This window comes from Collinsella sp. CLA-JM-H32B, from assembly GCF_040098065.1.
In the GTDB taxonomy this organism is placed as follows: Bacteria; Actinomycetota; Coriobacteriia; order Coriobacteriales; family Coriobacteriaceae; genus Collinsella.
The window spans coordinates 186,020-201,654 of record NZ_JBBNNA010000002.1; the positions used below are offsets into that span (position 1 = coordinate 186,020).

The 15,635-nt window shown below is 61.4% G+C and carries 14 protein-coding genes and 1 riboswitch; of the genes, 7 read left to right on the plus strand and 7 right to left on the minus strand.

Annotated features, from left to right (window positions below):
• Nucleotide 1 precedes the first annotated feature (1 nt).
• The 6 genes from AAA138_RS02835 to AAA138_RS02860 all read right to left on the minus strand — a co-directional run bounded on the left by AAA138_RS02835 (nt 2) and on the right by AAA138_RS02860 (nt 6,388).
• The gene (locus AAA138_RS02835; protein WP_349089485.1) at nt 2-2,563 is read right to left on the minus strand and encodes a type I restriction-modification system subunit M; all 2,562 of its coding nucleotides are present in this window, start codon (nt 2,561-2,563) and stop codon (nt 2-4) included.
• Nucleotides 2,564-3,397: a GIY-YIG nuclease family protein gene (locus tag AAA138_RS02840; RefSeq protein ID WP_271748590.1), complete on the minus strand. Its 834-nt coding sequence runs from the start codon at nt 3,395-3,397 to the stop codon at nt 2,564-2,566.
• A gap of 2 nt (nt 3,398-3,399) precedes the next feature.
• Nucleotides 3,400-3,612, minus strand: a complete 213-nt coding sequence (locus tag AAA138_RS02845) for a YlcI/YnfO family protein (protein WP_233506695.1) — start codon at nt 3,610-3,612, stop codon at nt 3,400-3,402.
• A 180-nt stretch (nt 3,613-3,792) separates the two neighbouring features.
• Entirely contained in the window at nt 3,793-4,215 is a 423-nt protein-coding gene (locus tag AAA138_RS02850) for a hypothetical protein (RefSeq protein WP_349089487.1), read from the minus strand.
• Nucleotides 4,216-4,223: 8 nt separating this feature from the next.
• A riboswitch (SAM riboswitch) is annotated at nt 4,224-4,314 on the minus strand.
• A 264-nt stretch (nt 4,315-4,578) separates the two neighbouring features.
• On the minus strand, nt 4,579-5,610 hold the full coding sequence (locus AAA138_RS02855) for a hypothetical protein (RefSeq protein ID WP_349089489.1): 1,032 nt from the start codon (nt 5,608-5,610) through the stop codon (nt 4,579-4,581).
• Between the two features lie 124 nt (nt 5,611-5,734).
• Nucleotides 5,735-6,388, minus strand: coding sequence for a helix-turn-helix transcriptional regulator (locus tag AAA138_RS02860; RefSeq protein ID WP_349089490.1), 654 nt, complete (start codon nt 6,386-6,388; stop codon nt 5,735-5,737).
• A gap of 277 nt (nt 6,389-6,665) precedes the next feature.
• On the opposite strand from AAA138_RS02860, the gene dpaL reads away from it, so the two are divergent.
• The 6 genes from dpaL (at nt 6,666) to hydA (ending at nt 13,878) form a co-directional block, all read left to right on the plus strand.
• Nucleotides 6,666-7,880, plus strand: a complete 1,215-nt coding sequence (gene dpaL / locus AAA138_RS02865; RefSeq protein WP_055252227.1) for a diaminopropionate ammonia-lyase — start codon at nt 6,666-6,668, stop codon at nt 7,878-7,880.
• A 74-nt stretch (nt 7,881-7,954) separates the two neighbouring features.
• Nucleotides 7,955-9,340 (plus strand): YgeY family selenium metabolism-linked hydrolase, encoded by a 1,386-nt coding sequence (locus AAA138_RS02870; RefSeq protein WP_195246774.1) that lies wholly within the window; start codon nt 7,955-7,957, stop codon nt 9,338-9,340.
• Between the two features lie 201 nt (nt 9,341-9,541).
• On the plus strand, nt 9,542-10,744 hold the full coding sequence (ygeW, locus tag AAA138_RS02875; protein WP_195644111.1) for a knotted carbamoyltransferase YgeW: 1,203 nt from the start codon (nt 9,542-9,544) through the stop codon (nt 10,742-10,744).
• A gap of 14 nt (nt 10,745-10,758) precedes the next feature.
• Entirely contained in the window at nt 10,759-11,709 is a 951-nt protein-coding gene (gene arcC, locus AAA138_RS02880) for a carbamate kinase (protein ID WP_349089491.1), read from the plus strand.
• A gap of 177 nt (nt 11,710-11,886) precedes the next feature.
• On the plus strand, nt 11,887-12,501 hold the full coding sequence (locus AAA138_RS02885; RefSeq protein ID WP_346979548.1) for a nucleotidyltransferase family protein: 615 nt from the start codon (nt 11,887-11,889) through the stop codon (nt 12,499-12,501).
• 9 nt (nt 12,502-12,510) lie between these two features.
• Nucleotides 12,511-13,878, plus strand: coding sequence for a dihydropyrimidinase (gene hydA, locus AAA138_RS02890; RefSeq protein ID WP_346979547.1), 1,368 nt, complete (start codon nt 12,511-12,513; stop codon nt 13,876-13,878).
• Between the two features lie 119 nt (nt 13,879-13,997).
• On the opposite strand, the gene yqeC is transcribed toward hydA, so the two are convergent.
• Nucleotides 13,998-14,732, minus strand: coding sequence for a selenium cofactor biosynthesis protein YqeC (gene yqeC / locus AAA138_RS02895; RefSeq protein WP_346979546.1), 735 nt, complete (start codon nt 14,730-14,732; stop codon nt 13,998-14,000).
• Nucleotides 14,733-14,833: 101 nt separating this feature from the next.
• Here yqeC and yqeB point away from each other — a divergent pair, with 101 nt between their 5' ends.
• Nucleotides 14,834-15,628 carry a selenium-dependent molybdenum cofactor biosynthesis protein YqeB gene (gene yqeB, locus AAA138_RS02900; RefSeq protein WP_349089492.1) on the plus strand — a complete coding sequence of 265 codons (795 nt, stop codon included), beginning with the start codon at nt 14,834-14,836 and terminating at the stop codon, nt 15,626-15,628.
• Nucleotides 15,629-15,635: the final 7 nt, after the last annotated feature.

A 15,635-nucleotide genomic window follows, 5' to 3' on the forward strand; every position in this document is an offset into this window, starting at 1 on the left:
GCTACTCACCGCCCAACAGCTTGCGCAGCTCGGCGATGCCAGCCATGTCGTACTCATTGCCCGTAAGCTGGCCCAGCATGTCTGCTAGCTGGCTTTCTGCATCATCTATCTGGTTGCACACGTCCGAGTAGGTTGTCGCGTATTTGGCGTTGAGCACAGCCACCTTCGCGATGAAGTCGCTCACAACGGTTTCGGGAAGAGCCAGAAGCTCGGTCTGCAACGGCTCTATCCACTTGGCAACCAATAGATCGTCGCACTGGGCATCGGTCAGGCCCTCGATGACTTCCTTGGTCGTCTCCTCAAGAGCCACTCTCGCTTCCCTGTTTGCCTTCTTGAGGCTTTTCTCCTCATCGAGCAGCGCCTGCGCACGAACCAGACCTTGCTCAAAATCGTTTTCGGGGTGCTTTCCGATAGCCTTCACAGCCTTCTTGAGCTCAGTCGCCACAAACGAACCTTCGTCATTGACAGCAGCGGAAGACCCCTTGTCCTCCTCATCGAAACTCTCGAGAATCTCGTCTATTTCCTGCGATATCTCGCCTAGACGGGAATCACGGGAAGTAATCTCCTTGACGTCTTCGGCAAGCAGGTGCTCTTGCACAAGCGCAAACGGCAGGATGTGGCCAGCCCAGCCGTCCTGTACCTCGACGTCTTTGCCGTTCTTCTTCTTGACCACCATGTTCGGGTCTACCTTGCGCACGGCGGTTTTCCCCTCGGTTTGGATGACCTCCAAATCGCCGGAGATTCCCACCCAGGCATCGTCGAGCGCCTGGTAGGCGTCGTAGCCGTCGACCAGGGCCGTGCCCGCCAGTGCGTCTTTCAATAGCGCCGCGATGACCTCTTCCTCGGCCACGGTATCAACTTCATCGGCGCCGTCTACCAAGCGGCTTCGCAGCGTGGCAGGTAAATCGCTTATCGCATTACGGTATCCGTCCAGAAAGGCACGGACATCGGCATTTTCCTTCGCCGTTTGCGCAACGTCGTCGGTCGCGGGCACAAGACACGATCCACCTGCGTCACGGTAGAGTTGCCCTTTGAGGCTCGGCCATACCTTCCAATAGCGCTCGAGCGCGTCCACCTCGGCCTTCGGCACGCCGCCGAACATGGTGGCATACACGTCCCAGCTTTCGGCGGCCGTGCTCGAGTCCACATAGCGCGGGATGTTGAGGTTATAGTCGTTGGCGCGGATCTCGTCGATGGGAACCAGGCGGCTGAACTTGTCGACGGTCGCGTTCGTTGTCACGGCGTCGACGATACGCTTGATGTCGCTTGCCCGCAGCTTGTTGTTCTTGCCTTCTTTCACGAAGTGCTTGGAAGCGTCCACCACCAAGACGTCGCTCGACTCGCGCTGCTTGCGCAGCACCATGATGATGGTGGGGATGCCCGTGCCGAAAAAGATGTTGGCAGGAAGACCTATGATGGCCTGGATATGGCGGTACTCCACCAAGTTTTTTCGGATGGTGCCTTCATCGCCGCCGCGGAACAGCACGCCGTGCGGCAAGACGATGCACATGATGCCGTCGGGGCGCAGGTGGTATAGGTCGTGCAGCAAAAAGGCGTAGTCTGCCTTGGACTTGGGCGCCACACCGAACTTGAAGCGCGGGTCGAGGTCCTTGTCTTCCGGATCCCAGTTCTGGGAGTAAGGCGGATTCGACACCACGGCATCGACGAAGAGCGGATCGTAGGTCTCATCCTTGTTCTCGACGGTGTCGAACCAGGGCCAGTCGTCTTCGAGTGTGTCGCCATTGCGTGCCACGATGTTGTCAGGAAGAATTCCACGCATGACCAGATTCATACGTGTGAGGTTGTAGGTGTTCTCCTTAAGCTCCTGTGCATAATACTTGATGGAGTCCGGGTCGCCGTTGCGGCGCGCCACGGCCTTGCCGATGTTGATGAGCAGCGATCCCGATCCGCTCGTGGGGTCGTAGATGGTGATGTTCTCGCGTCCGGCCAGGTGCCACGAGATTATCTCACTCATGAGCATGGACACCTCGTGCGGCGTGTAGAACTCGCCGGCTTTCTTACCGGCGTTGGCGGCAAAGTTGCTGATGAGGTACTCGTAGATGAAGCCGAGCACGTCGTAGTCCTGGCGACCGTCCATCGGGATGTCCTTGATGAGGTAGATGAGATCGCGAGCGGCCTTGGACTGGCTCCGTGCGTCGGTGCCGAGTTTGGAGAGACCGGTCTGCAGCGTGTCGAAGATGCCGTCGAAGACACGCTTGCGGGCGGGATCGATGTTGCGGCTAAAGGCAGAGAGGGCGTCGCGAACGTTCGAAATCTCGAAGTCGCCGCCTTTGGCGACCCAGGTGGAGAAGAGGTTCTCGTAGGCGATGAAGTAGCCGCACTCGCCCTTGACAAACTCGACCGTTTCTTCGTCGTCTTCCACGAGGCTCGGCAAATCCTCCTCGGCGAAATCACGTGCCTTCAGGCGGGTGACTTCGGTCTCGGAGAGGAACTTGTAGAAGATGAAGCCCAGGATGTAATCCTTGTATTCATTTGCCTCGATTTTCGAGCGCATCTTGTTGGCGGATTCCCATATCTTTGATGCCAATTGCTGCTTGTTCATCTAGTTTTCCTCGCTTCTATAGACTTGGTTGAGCGTTTCTCCGTCGTCGCTTACCCATTCGGTCCAGCCGTTCTGGCTGCCGCCGAGCACGAACACCGCCGCGGCGCTGGGCGTCGGGAACTCGAGATCTCTGGCGAGCTCTGCGATACCGCCCGAATCGCCGAAGATCTCCCTGCGCGCGGCCGCGACGGCCGCGTTTTTCAGCACGGGTCTCGAGAGGTTCACTTTCGAGCCAGCGAGCACGGTGAAGTGCCCGGTGGCCTTGTCGTAGCGTCCCGCCCCGCGTATGCCGTTCTTCTTCGTGTGGAAGACCGCCGGCGCACCAGCCGGACCCTGGTCGACCCTATCGAGGTCGTACCCCAGAGCTGCCATCCTGAAGAGGATCCTATCGTGCAGGCGTTCGACGGCCTCTTCCTTGTACGGGTCGATGTAGGGCTTGGGCGTCGCCGAGTTGTCGGTCTCGTACGAGCCGTGGGTACGCACGTAGTCGATGGCCTTCGCCTCGAGAACGTCCAGTGCATCCCTGCTGATGTTCTGGTCGTCATCGAGGAACATAACGGCCTTGTTCCAGAACTCCTTTTTCGCCTTGTGCGCGTCGAGCCGGGCGATGCCCTGGGTCGTCTGCCCCGCGTAGACGCGGCTCACGTTGCCGTGGTCCTCGTCGAGCAGGTAGTAGACGCCGCGCTGCGGGATGTTCGGCAGCGACTTCGCCTCGGCGAGGTCTTCCCTCGGAACGACGACGGTCACAAGCGACTCGCCGTCGATGCGGCAGATGCGGATGCGGTCCGGCTGCGCGCCTATGAGCTGGACGGTGAGAGTCTTGACCCGGATCATGCTCACGCCCCCTTCTTCGCGAGCTCTTCAATCATGCACGTGCGCACGAAGGCGGAGAAGCTCATGCCCCGCAGGGCCGCCTCTTCCTTCGCAGCGTCGCGCAGGGTATCGGGGATGCGAAGGGTCACGGAGACCTGGTCGCCGTCCACCAGGAAGCTCCTGATCTCGGTCTCGTCGGGGTTGCTCTTGATGAGTTGCTTGTAGCTATCGGGCATCTGCGCTCCCATCGCTCGAAATGCAATACAAATGCGTTTACAGAATTATAGCGTTGCATTGCTGGCGACTGTTGAGGCGAACGGGTGAACGGCAATATGGTCAGGCGTGGAATCAAAGAGTCAGGCAGGGACAATCCTGCCAACAACGTTGTCTCGGTCTCGCGTGGCGGGTGCGTTTGCCTACGCCATCGCGATCCCGCGTGCCGCGCTCAGCAGCTCGTACTCCCTCTGGCTCCACTGACGCAGCTCGGCCGCGTCGACGGCGTTGCGGCACAGGTCCAGAAACACCTCGGCGCCTTCGCAGAAGCACTCGCGTGCAAAAGCGCCCGATCCGTCCGCAACGCAAACGCCGTCGGCGAAGAGCATCCAACTGGACGGCTCACTAGAGTTATCTCCGAGCAACTTGATCTGCAGTACGTGAGGGTCTCCGGCAACGCAGAGCTCTTCCTCGAGCGCCTGCACCGTAAGGCGCATCTGATGGGAGAGGCTGCTCTTGACCATGGCCGAGGCATAGCCGCTCGGCTTGTCCAGGAAATGCATTCGTTTTGGCTTGGCTGCCAGATTGTGGAAGTTGCGCTCGCTGCGCACGGAGAAATTGTCCATACGGACTCCTTTCATCGATGTTGGCAGGGCCACCGTGCCTCTTGGCCGGTTGGCGTCGGGATCGTGGAGCCAACTCTCTACCCCGACTCTGGATAAAACCGCCCGCTCCTTGCGGGCACGATGGAGTCTATCAGCATGCGCGGACACAAATCAAGCGCCGCCTACGAAATGACGCGCGGGCGGCGCTTGATTGCGCGGCGATTATTCGACCTAAATTCGGAAAAGTGTCAAAATCGGCCGTAAGAAAGTACGGAAAAGTGTCGAATCTGACGGTCTCAACATCCGGAAAAGTGTAACCGGACGACAAAACAGCACGTAGAAGCTGGTGCTACATACGGACGCTTCAGCCGCCCCCGACCCTCGCTACTCGTCTCCGTCGTTGGGGTCGCCCTTGAGGGTGTTGATGTCCAGGTGCTGGTTGTCGTCCTCTTTTTGCTGCGTTGCCGATTCGGACGCGGTGGGGCCGCGGAATAGCTGGAATCCCTCAAATGCGATCACGCCGAGTAAGGCCACGATAATTGCGATAAAGACGATCTTTACCGCTTGGGGAAACTCGGAGAAGTGTGGCGGCTCTTCCTCGGTGTAGTAGTCGGCAAAGCGCTCGTCGTCGGTGCCGCGGGTATACGACGATGTCGATGCGGCCTTTACGCCGGTCTTGTTGTGCTCGGGAGCGGACGCGTCGGCAAACGGGCCGTTATTGTATGCGCTCGATGCGGATCCGTAGCCCTCGGTCTCAATGCGGGAGGCACGGGGCGCGGCATCAAAGCGGTTATTGTACGCTGCTGTTTCGTTGTAATCGGAGTCGCGCTCCTCGGCAGCTGCAAACAGCGGGTTGACCGGAATATCGAGCGCCGGCATGCCGGCCGAGGTCTCGTCCAAGTCGGCCGCGGCCCAGGAATCGAAGGCAAACTGGCGGTTGGCGAGGTCGTCCAGATCCATGACGGGCGGCTCGAGTTCGGGTTCGGGCTGAGGTTCGGGAGCCGCGTATGTCGGCTGCTGCGGGGTGGCATACGCGGGCGTGCTGCTGGGCGCATGGCGCTGAGTCGCCGCGGCAAGAAACGCCGCCGTCTCGGACGGATCGCTGGTGGGGCGGGGCGTAGGGGCGGCCTGGCGCGGTGCCTGCATGATGGGGCGGGTGGCAAAGTCATCTGCGGGCACGGATGCCGGCGCGGGCGTCGTGGCCGGCGCGGGGGCGGCGGCCGACGTAGGCTTTGGACCTGCCGAGCGAGCCCCGCCGCCCATGAGTTCATCGGCGGTCCAAGGGCGGTCGCTCATCACGTCGTCCAGGCTCAACGCAAACAGATCGTCTTCGCCCTCGTCAAACGCGCGTTTCGCATGCCTGGCGGCAGAAGCGAAGCCTCCGCGGCCGTTGCGTGATGCGTTGCTCGACCCCATCTTGTTCCATCCTTTCGAACTGTCTATCTCATCGATTATATGGAACTTGCCTTGCGGCCGAGTCTTGGATTCGTGTATTTCGGAACTCGCGCCCAAAAGAGGAGGGGCGACCCGGCCGAGTTGCCTACTTGTCGCCGGCGGCAGCCTTTGCCTCGTTGAGGTAGCTATAGAAGCTGTACTTAGAGATGCCAAAGAACTCGCAGGCACGTTCGCTCGACTTGGAAATGAGGAAGGCGCCGCGACGGTCGAGGTAGCCAATGGCGCGAATGCGCTCATCTTTGGTCATAAGGGCTGCAGGCTTGCCCACGTATTGCTCGCACTCGCGCAGCAGATCTTCGAGCAGGTCGCCGATATTTTTGGTAATGGGCTCGGGCTCGGTGTAGCCCGTGGCACCGGTGCCGGTAAAGGCATCGAGCGAGCGCTCAAAAGCCTTCATGAGCGTAATGTCAAAGTTAATGCCCAAAATGCCGACGGGCTTGCCCTCGTCGTTGCGGATAAAGATGGTCGAGGACTTGAGCAGCTTGCCATCGGTGGTTTTGGTGAGGTATGGCTCGCGGTCGTGCACGTCGGTGATGCCCTCGTGCATGGACTCAAACACAATATGGCTGGGGCCGTCACCCAGTTTGCGCCCGCTGACGTGGCCGTTTTCGATCACTACGATGGAGTGGTCCACGTCCTCGGTTTCCAGGTCGTGGACGACGACTTCGCAGTTGGGGCCAAATTGGAGCGCCAGGCCGTGTGCAAGGCGCTTGTAAAACTCAATCTGTGCGTGGGTCATGGGTGCCTTCCTAAAAATTAGTTTGGGCACACTTTGCCATAAACCACACCTGTTCGCAAATAACGAAAGCGGCGCTGCGTTATGTAACCGTTCGGCGACGAAAAGGTACCGATTACGGCAACAAACAATTTGTTAGGTTTATCAATCAAAATGTGTGATAGAACAGTGCTAACAAACTTTTTGTTTGGCATCCACATAAAAGTTCAGTCGCATGAATGGGAATGGGCTGAAACGCGTATGCGGGGGCCGGCAAGAGAGGACTTAAGGAGTTCACCGTATGGCCGATAAGATCCAGTGGGCGGGCAACACGATGCCCAAGAGCGATGACAAGCACTTGGGAATCATGAGCCTCGACCACGTGAAGAAGGCCCGCGCCTTCCACCAGTCGTTCCCTCAATATACCGTCACTCCGCTTGCCCGCCTGGACGGCCAGGCTGCGCGCCTGGGCCTGTCCAACCTGTGCGTTAAGGACGAGAGCTATCGCTTTGGCCTCAACGCCTTTAAGGTTCTGGGCGGTTCGTTTGCCATGGCCAATTACATTGCCGACGAGACCGGCAAGGACGTTGCCGAGTGCACCTTCGATTACCTGACCTCCGATCAGCTTGCCAAGGACTTTGGCCAGGCCACCTTCTTTACCGCCACCGACGGCAACCATGGCCGCGGCGTGGCATGGGCTGCCAACAAGCTGGGCCAGAAGGCCGTCGTGCACATGCCCAAGGGTTCCACCAAGCCCCGCTTCGATAACATCGCCGCCGAGGGCGCCACGGTGACCATCGAAGAGGTCAACTACGACGAGTGCGTGCGCATGGCCGCCGCCGAGGCCGACGCCTGCGAGCGCGGCGTTATCGTTCAGGACACCGCCTGGGAGGGCTACGAGAAGATCCCGTCCTGGATCATGGAGGGCTACGGCACCATGGCTTCCGAGGCTGCCGAGCAGCTGCGCGAGATGGCCATCAACCGCCCGACGCACGTCTTTGTCCAGGCTGGCGTGGGCTCGCTGGCTGGCGCCGTGGTGGGCTACTTCACCAACCTGTATCCCGATAACCCGCCCACCTTCGTCGTGGTCGAGTGTGCACCTGCCGCCTGCCTGTACAAGGGCGCTGCCGCCGGCGACGGCGACCCGCGCATCGTGGACGGCGACATGCCCTCCATCATGGCCGGCCTGTGCTGCGGCGAGCCCAACATCCTGGGCTGGGATATCCTGCGCAACCACACCACCGCCTTCGTGTCCTGCCCCGACTGGGTTACCGCTCGCGGCATGCGTACCCTGGGCGCTCCCGAGAAGGGCGACCCGCGCGTTATCTCCGGCGAGTCCGGCGCGGTGACCACCGGCCTGGTCGAGACCCTCATGCTCGATCCCGAGTACGCCGAGCTCAAGGAGCTCATCGGCCTGGACAAGACGAGCTCCGTGCTCTGCTTCTCCACGGAAGGTGACACGGACCCCGACCAGTATCGCCGCATCGTCTGGGAAGGCGAATACCCCACTTGCTAATCGTTGGGGCGGAGTAAATAGGTATCGCTCCGCCACCTCACAGGTAGATTCCTTCGTTTGAAAGGTTATGAACAATGGCTAAAGAACTCGATTTCGACGCTATCAAGGCTGCTGCTGAGTCCCATCGTGCTGATATGACTCGCTTCCTGCGTGCCATGATCTCCCATCCCTCTGAGTCCTGCGAGGAGGGCGAGGTCGTCGCTTGCATCAAGGCCGAGATGGAGAGCCTTGGCTATGACGAGGTCAAGGTCGACGGCCTGGGCAATGTTATGGGCTTTATGGGCGAGGGCGACAAGATCATCGCCATCGACTCCCACATCGACACCGTCGGCATCGGCAACATCGAGAACTGGGACGCCGATCCCTATGAGGGCTACGAGACCGACGAGATCATCTATGGCCGCGGCGGCTCCGACCAGGAGGGCGGCATGGCTTCTGCTACCTATGCTGCCAAGATGATGAAGGACATGGGCCTCATCCCCGAGGGCTACAAGATCATGGTCGTCGGCACCGTCCAGGAAGAGGACTGCGACGGCATGTGCTGGCAGTACATCTACAACAAGGACGGCATTAAGCCCGAGTTCGTCATTTCCACCGAGCCCACCGACGGCGGCATCTATCGCGGTCACCGCGGCCGCATGGAGATCCGCGTTGACGTTCACGGCACCTCCTGCCACGGCTCCGCTCCCGACCGCGGCGATAACGCCATCTACAAGATGGCCGACATCATCGCCGACGTCCGCGCCCTCAACAACAACGGCTGCGACGAGTCGACCGACATCAAGGGCCTCGTCAAGATGCTCGACCCCAAGTACAACCCCGAGCACTACGAGGATGCCCGCTTCCTGGGCCGCGGCACCTGCACCGTCAGCCAGATCTTCTACACCAGCCCCAGCCGCTGCGCTGTCGCTGACTCCTGCGCCATCTCCATCGACCGTCGTATGACCGCCGGTGAGACCTGGGAGTCCTGCCTGGACGAGATCCGCAACCTGCCGGCCGCCAAGAAGTACGGCGACGATGTGAAGGTCTCCATGTACATGTACGACCGTCCGTCCTGGACCGGCGAGGTCTACGAGACCGAGGCTTACTTCCCCACGTGGATCAACAAGGAGACCGCTCCGCACGTCAAGGCCCTCGTCGACGCCCACAAGGCCATGTTCGGTGACGAGCGCATCGGCTGCGAGCCCAGCATGGACAAGCGCACCGGTCGTCCGCTGTGCGACAAGTGGACCTTCTCCACGAACTGCGTTTCCATCCAGGGCCGCTACGGCATCCCCTGCGTGGGCTTTGGCCCGGGTGCCGAGTCTCAGGCTCACGCTCCCAACGAGGTTACCTACAAGGACGACCTGGTCACCGCTGCCGCCATGTATGTGGCTGCCCTGAACCTCTACGATCCGAGCCAGGCCGATGGCGATGCCACCGTGTTCCGCGCCGGTCTGACCAACAACAAGATCGACTAGTCCCATTCCTCGATCTTGTTGAGCCGGGGGCAGTTTATGCCCCCGGCGCCTCCTGTTGACTTGGGGCCCGCGGTCGTTATCTCCCATGCTTCCTCGACGGTGGCGGGTCCTCGTCATAGCGCTCTGCATGTTCTAGCCACACGCGCATGCCGGAGCGCATCTACTCATTGCGATCGTTTCACCTTTAGAAAGGACATTTACATGGACGCCAAGTTTACCGAGCTCGTCGAGCAGCTGAACGGCCTCGATTTTAAGGGTATGTACGGCAGCGACTTCCTGCACACCTGGGATAAGACCACCGATGAGCTCAAGGCGCTCTACATCGTCGCCGACGCTCTGCGCGAGCTGCGCGAGAACAACGTTTCGTCCAAGATCTTCGATTCGGGCCTGGCCGTCTCGCTGTTCCGCGACAACTCCACCCGTACGCGCTTCTCCTTCTCTAAGGCCGCCAACCTGCTCGGCCTTGAGCTGCAGGACCTGGACGAGAAGAAGTCCCAGATCGCTCACGGCGAGACCGTCCGCGAGACCGCTACCATGATCTCCTTCATGGCCGACGTCATCGGCATCCGCGACGACATGTACATCGGCAAGGGCGACGCCTACATGGCTGAGGTCTCCGAGTCAGTCCAGCAGGCCTACGAGGACGGCGTTCTGGATCACCGTCCCACGCTCATCTCCCTGCAGTCCGACTCCGATCACCCCACGCAGTCCTCTGCCGACATGCTCTACCTCATCAACGAGTTTGGTGGCCTCGAGAACCTCAAGGGCAAGAAGGTTGCCGTCACCTGGGCCTATTCGCCCTCTTACGGCAAGCCGCTGTCCTGCCCGCAGTCGCTGATCAGCCTGCTGCCCCGTTTTGGCATGGACGTCACCCTGGCTCACCCCGAGGGCTACGACCTCATGCCCGAGGTCGTCGAGCGCGCCAAGAGCTATGCCGCCGAGTCCGGCACCACCTTTAAGCAGGTCAACACCATGGCCGAGGCCTTCGAGGGCGCCGACATCGTGATCCCCAAGAGCTGGGCTCCGTTTGCCGCCATGGAGAAACGCACCAACCTGTACGCCGAGGGCGACGACGCCGGCATCGCAGCGCTCGAGAAGGAGCTGCTCGCTCAGAACGCTACGCATCAGGATTGGTGCTCCACGACCGAGCTCATGGAGAAGACTGCCAACGGCCAGGACACCATCTTTATGCATCCGCTGCCCGCCGACATCTCCGGTGTCTCCTGCGAGCACGGCGAGGTCAACGCCGACGTCTTCGACATGCACCGTGTGGGCATGTACAAGGAGGCCAGCTACAAGCCGTACGCCATCGCAGCCATGATGTTCCTGCAGAAGGTTGCCGATCCCGCCGCTACCCTCAAGGCCCTCGACGAGCGCAACACCGCCCGTTGGTTCCAGGCCTAAAGCTGGGCTGAGAAATGGCTAAGCGTATTGTTGTCGCCCTGGGCGGAAACGCCCTCGGCGCCAACCTTCCCGAGCAGATGGAGGCCGTCAAGACGACTTCCAAGGCCATCGTCGACCTGATCGAGGAGGGCAACGAGGTTGTCGTCGTGCATGGCAACGGTCCCCAGGTGGGCATGATCGCCAACGCGATGGCCGAGCTCACGCGCTCTAACCCTCAGAAGTACATTCCCTGCCCGCTGTCCGTTTGCGGCGCCATGAGCCAGGGCTACATTGGCTATGACCTGCAAAACGCCCTGCGCGAGGAAATGCTCGACCGCAATATCGACAAGGGTGTCGCCACCGTGCTCACCCAGGTCGAGGTTGCGGCAGACGACCCGGCCTTTGCCGACCCGGTCAAGCCGATCGGTCCGTGGATGAGCGAGGCCGAGGCCAAGGAGCTGGAGGCCGACCGCGGCTACCAGTTTATCCACGACGAGAAGCAGGGCTTCCGTCGCGTGGTGGCTTCGCCCAAGCCCGTGAACATCGTCGAGCTCGACACCATCAAGTCGCTCGTCGAGTCCAACCATGTGGTGATCTCCTGCGGCGGTGGCGGCATTCCCGTCACCAAGGCCCAGGGCAACCACCTTAAGGGCGCTGCCGCCGTCATCGATAAGGACTTTGCGGCCGAGAAGCTCGCCGAGCAGCTCGATGCCGATGCCCTGATTATCCTGACGGCCGTGGAGAAGGTTGCCATTGGCTTTGGCACCGACCACGAGCAGTGGCTCGACACACTGAGCGCTGCCGATGTTAAGCGTCTGTCCGAGGCCAACGAGTTCGGTCGTGGCTCCATGCTGCCCAAGGTCCAGGCCGCCTCGACGTTTGCCGAGAGCAAGCCGGGCCGCACGGCGCTCATCACGCTGCTCGAGAAGGCGCGTGACGGTCTTGCCGGCAAGACCGGTACCACGTTTACCGGCGACGCTGAGTAGGCATATCTGCACCATTGAGGAGGGTGCCCTGCGTCGCGGGGCGCCCTCCTTTGTGCTATGGAGAGCCAAGGGGCGTTCGCTGGAAAACGAGTGCGTGCCTGTTCCGACGGAGTGCGAGCTTGCTATGGTGGGTATAGCAACTATGGTGTCCAAGGCAGCCAGGGGAGGTTTGCGGAGATGAAACTCGGTTGCGTCATTATGGCTTCGGGCGAGGGCAAGCGGTTTGGCTCTAACAAGATGCTCGCCGATATCTATGGCGAGCCGCTGATTGCCCGGACCATCGATTCGGTTCCCCGGGGCTTTGACGTCGTGGTTTCGACGCGTTGGCCCGAGGTCGCCCGGATTTGCGAGGACAAGCATTGCCCGTGCGTGCTGCACGATGGCGAGCTGCGCAGCGAAAGCGTCCGTGCGGGCCTTTCGTGGGGAGTCGAACGCAACTGGAAAGGTTGCCTCTTTTTGCCGGGCGACCAGCCGCTCGTGAGTTCGGATTCTTTTGATGCCATGGTTCGTGCATTTGACGAGCGTGGCCGCAAGCATCCGGTGCGTCTTGCGTGCAACGGTGAGCCTTCGAGCCCGGTGCTCTTTCCGGCAGAACTGTTCGATGCACTTATGTGTCTTGAGGGCAAGGACGGCGGCGGCTCGATCCTTATGGACCGTACCGACGTGGTGCTGGTCGATGCGCGTGCCTACGAGCTGTGGGACGTCGATACCGCCAAGGGACAGCGACGCATAACGGAGCATATCGCCGCCTGCTCGTATTTTGATCGCGTGGCCAACAGCATCAATCAATAAGGAGCAATTATGATCATCATCAAAAACGGCGCGCTCGTGACGCCCCAGGGGCTTCGCCGCGCTGATCTTGCCATGGATGGCGATAAGATCGTGCGGATCGCCGGGGCGATTGAGCCAGCCGAGGGCGATACCGTCGAGGATGCCGCGGGCTGCTGGGTGTTTCCCGGCTTTATCGACGGCCACACGCACATGCAGTGCTGGACCGGCATGGATTGGACAGCCGATAGCTTTGAGACCGGCACGCGCGCGGCTGCCTGTGGAGGTACGACGACCATTGTGGACTACGCGACGGCCGATCGCGGCGTGACCATGCCCGATGCCTTGGCCGAGTGGCATCGCCGTGCCGACGGAACCTGCACGGCTAACTACGCCTTTCATATGGCGCTCGCCGAGTGGAACGAGCGCAATCGCGTCGACCTTTCGGCCATGCGCGAGGCGGGCGTATCGTCGTTCAAGACCTACTTTGCCTACGATCATCTGCGCCTGGACGATGCCGAGACGCTCGAGGTGCTCGAGGAGCTCAAGCGCCTGGGCGGTATCCTGTGCGTGCATTGCGAGAACGGCACGCTGGTGAATGAACTGCAGAAGCGCGTGTTTGAGCATGGTATTCACGGGCCCGAGGGCCATGCGCTCAGCCGTCCAGACGTGTGCGAGGCCGAGGCCGTGAGCCGTCTGCTGTATCTGGCGCACTTGGCCGGGGACGCTCCGGTCAACGTGGTGCACCTTTCGACCAAGCTGGGGCTCGAGGCCATCCGTGCCGCCAAGGCGCGCGGGCAGAAGAATATCTATGTCGAGACCTGCCCTCAGTATCTGATGCTCGACGATACTTGCTACTTGGAGCAGGGTGAGGACGGCTTTGCGGGTGCCAAATATGTGATGAGTCCGCCGCTGCGCCATGCCGGCGACCGTGCGGCTCTGCGCGAGGCGCTTGTGGCCGGCGAGATCGATACGATTGCGACCGACCACTGCAGCTTTAACCTGCATGGGCAAAAGGACCGCGGGCGCGACGATTTCCGTGCGATTCCCAACGGCGGGCCCGGTGTGGAGCATCGTCCCGTCGCGATTGCCACGAGCTTTGAGGGGCAACTGGGCCCCGAGGATCTGTGCCGCTTGATGAGCGAGAACCCGGCGCGCGTCTTTGGCATGTATCCGCGCAAGGGCTGTCTTGCCGAGGGCGCCGATGCCGACGTGTGCGTGTGGGATCCGAGCGCTCGTTGGACGATCAGTGCCGCGACGCAGCATCAGGCCGTGGACTACACGCCGCTCGAGGGCTTTGAGGCACACGGCCGCGCCAAGGCTGTGTTTGTGAACGGCGTGCTGGCTGCGCGCGACGGCGAGCCTACCGGAGCCCAACCCGGCCGCTACGTCCCCCGCTAGCAGGAAGATCACCGGATTCCCCTCCGCAGTTGCGGTGGAATAGTTCCTGTTTAGCCGCCAAATAGGCCGTTTCAGGAACTATTTCACCGCAACTTATAGGTCTGCTGGGGCAGCGCCGGCTATTTGAGGCTGGTGGCGACGACGGAGCGGCCGAGGGCTGTCTCGAAGCGATCGGCCATAGCCGGGTCGCTGAGCGTGTCGACTTGGTTGAGCATGATGCGGGCATTGCTGAGGTTCAGCATCCGTAGCTCGGCATTGAGCACCATGGCGACGCGCTCTGGGGTGGCAGTGTCGGTGGCCTCGCAACCGCAGCGCTCGCAAAAGAGCTCGGGGCGGTGGACGGCTTCGTTGATGGGCTTGCCGAGCCCCAAGGCGCCGACGATCCAGACAACGTTTGCCGTGGCGGCGGGAATTACCGGCTCCCAGGCGGCATGCGCTTTGAGCGGGAGTCGCTTGCTGCCATCTGCCTCGGCCAGCACATAGTCAAAGCGCCGTGCCAGCTCGTTGAGCGGCTCGGCGGGGGCGGAGAGCTTGCCTGTCTCCGGGTCCAAAACACCCGCCTGGCAGATACTTCCGCGGTTCATGCCCGCGCATGCCTCGCAGGTGCAGCCGGGAACATGCAGGGTCCCCGGCTTCCAAGGCGCGGCGTCCAGGCGACGGCTCGACCCGTCCCATGGCACGCCGGCGACGGGAAACATGTGCGTGGTGGTACAGAGGAGCACGCGGCCGCCAGCGCGCATAAGCTCAAGGCCCAGCGTCTTCAGCAATGTCGACTTGCCGCCACTGCCGATAATTGCGGTAATGCCCGGCTCGATCTTGAGCGCGGAGGCAAGATTGCCGCTAACCGTTTCCATCTGTTCACCGCCGTATAATACTGTGATAATAAATAATCATCAGAGTGCGGTCGAACCGCTTTTGCTCTGCTCAAACCGTAGCACAGGGAGGTGCCCCGGGAATGCTCGTTTATGTTCGCGGCGCCGGCGATATCGCCACGGGCGTCGCCGCTCGCTTGGTGCGCGCCGGCATGTCGGTCGTTATGGCCGATATTGCGATTCCCACGTGCATCCGTCGCACAATCAGTTTTTGCGAGGCCATTCGCCTGGGCGAGGTCGAGGTCGAAGGCATTCGCGCTCGCTTGGCTCAGACGCCGGCTGAGGCGCTCGAGATTACCCAAGCGGGGGATGTTGCCGTCGTGGTGGACCCCCAGGCCAAGATGCTCGGCGAGCTGAAACCCGCGGCTGTGGTCGACGCGATTTTGGCCAAGCGCAACCTGGGCACCACGCGCGACATGGCGCCTGCCGTCATCGCCGTGGGGCCGGGCTTTACCGCGCCGGTTGACTGCGACGCCGTGGTCGAGACCATGCGCGGGCATTTTCTCGGCCGTGTCATTACCCAAGGTTCGCCCCAGCCCAACACAGGCGTGCCGGGCATTATCGCCGGCTATGGCAAGGAGCGCGTTATCCACAGCCCCGCCGCCGGCGTGTTTCGGTCCGACCGCGCAATCGGCGACATCGTGAGCGGCGGAGACGTAATTGGCTACGCGGGCGATACGCCCATGGTCACGCAGATTGACGGCTGCTTGCGCGGTCTTTTGGCCGACGGCGTTCAGGTGACCGAGGGCTTTAAATGTGCCGACGTCGATCCGCGCGGCGATGCCAGCTATATCAACTACATTTCGGACAAGGCGACGTCGGTCGGCGGCGGCGTGCTGGAGGCACTCGCTATGCTTACCGGTGTGTTCCAGGGATAGGAAATTG

Coding starts and splice junctions, on each gene's coding strand:
- AAA138_RS02835 (WP_349089485.1), bottom strand. CDS start 2,563: ATGAACAAGCAGCAATTGGCATCAAAGATATGGGAATCCGCCAACAAG.
- AAA138_RS02840 (WP_271748590.1), bottom strand. CDS start 3,397: ATGATCCGGGTCAAGACTCTCACCGTCCAGCTCATAGGCGCGCAGCCG.
- AAA138_RS02845 (WP_233506695.1), bottom strand. CDS start 3,612: ATGCCCGATAGCTACAAGCAACTCATCAAGAGCAACCCCGACGAGACC.
- AAA138_RS02850 (WP_349089487.1), bottom strand. CDS start 4,215: ATGGACAATTTCTCCGTGCGCAGCGAGCGCAACTTCCACAATCTGGCA.
- AAA138_RS02855 (WP_349089489.1), bottom strand. CDS start 5,610: ATGGGGTCGAGCAACGCATCACGCAACGGCCGCGGAGGCTTCGCTTCT.
- AAA138_RS02860 (WP_349089490.1), bottom strand. CDS start 6,388: ATGACCCACGCACAGATTGAGTTTTACAAGCGCCTTGCACACGGCCTG.
- dpaL (WP_055252227.1), top strand. CDS start 6,666: ATGGCCGATAAGATCCAGTGGGCGGGCAACACGATGCCCAAGAGCGAT.
- AAA138_RS02870 (WP_195246774.1), top strand. CDS start 7,955: ATGGCTAAAGAACTCGATTTCGACGCTATCAAGGCTGCTGCTGAGTCC.
- ygeW (WP_195644111.1), top strand. CDS start 9,542: ATGGACGCCAAGTTTACCGAGCTCGTCGAGCAGCTGAACGGCCTCGAT.
- arcC (WP_349089491.1), top strand. CDS start 10,759: ATGGCTAAGCGTATTGTTGTCGCCCTGGGCGGAAACGCCCTCGGCGCC.
- AAA138_RS02885 (WP_346979548.1), top strand. CDS start 11,887: ATGAAACTCGGTTGCGTCATTATGGCTTCGGGCGAGGGCAAGCGGTTT.
- hydA (WP_346979547.1), top strand. CDS start 12,511: ATGATCATCATCAAAAACGGCGCGCTCGTGACGCCCCAGGGGCTTCGC.
- yqeC (WP_346979546.1), bottom strand. CDS start 14,732: ATGGAAACGGTTAGCGGCAATCTTGCCTCCGCGCTCAAGATCGAGCCG.
- yqeB (WP_349089492.1), top strand. CDS start 14,834: ATGCTCGTTTATGTTCGCGGCGCCGGCGATATCGCCACGGGCGTCGCC.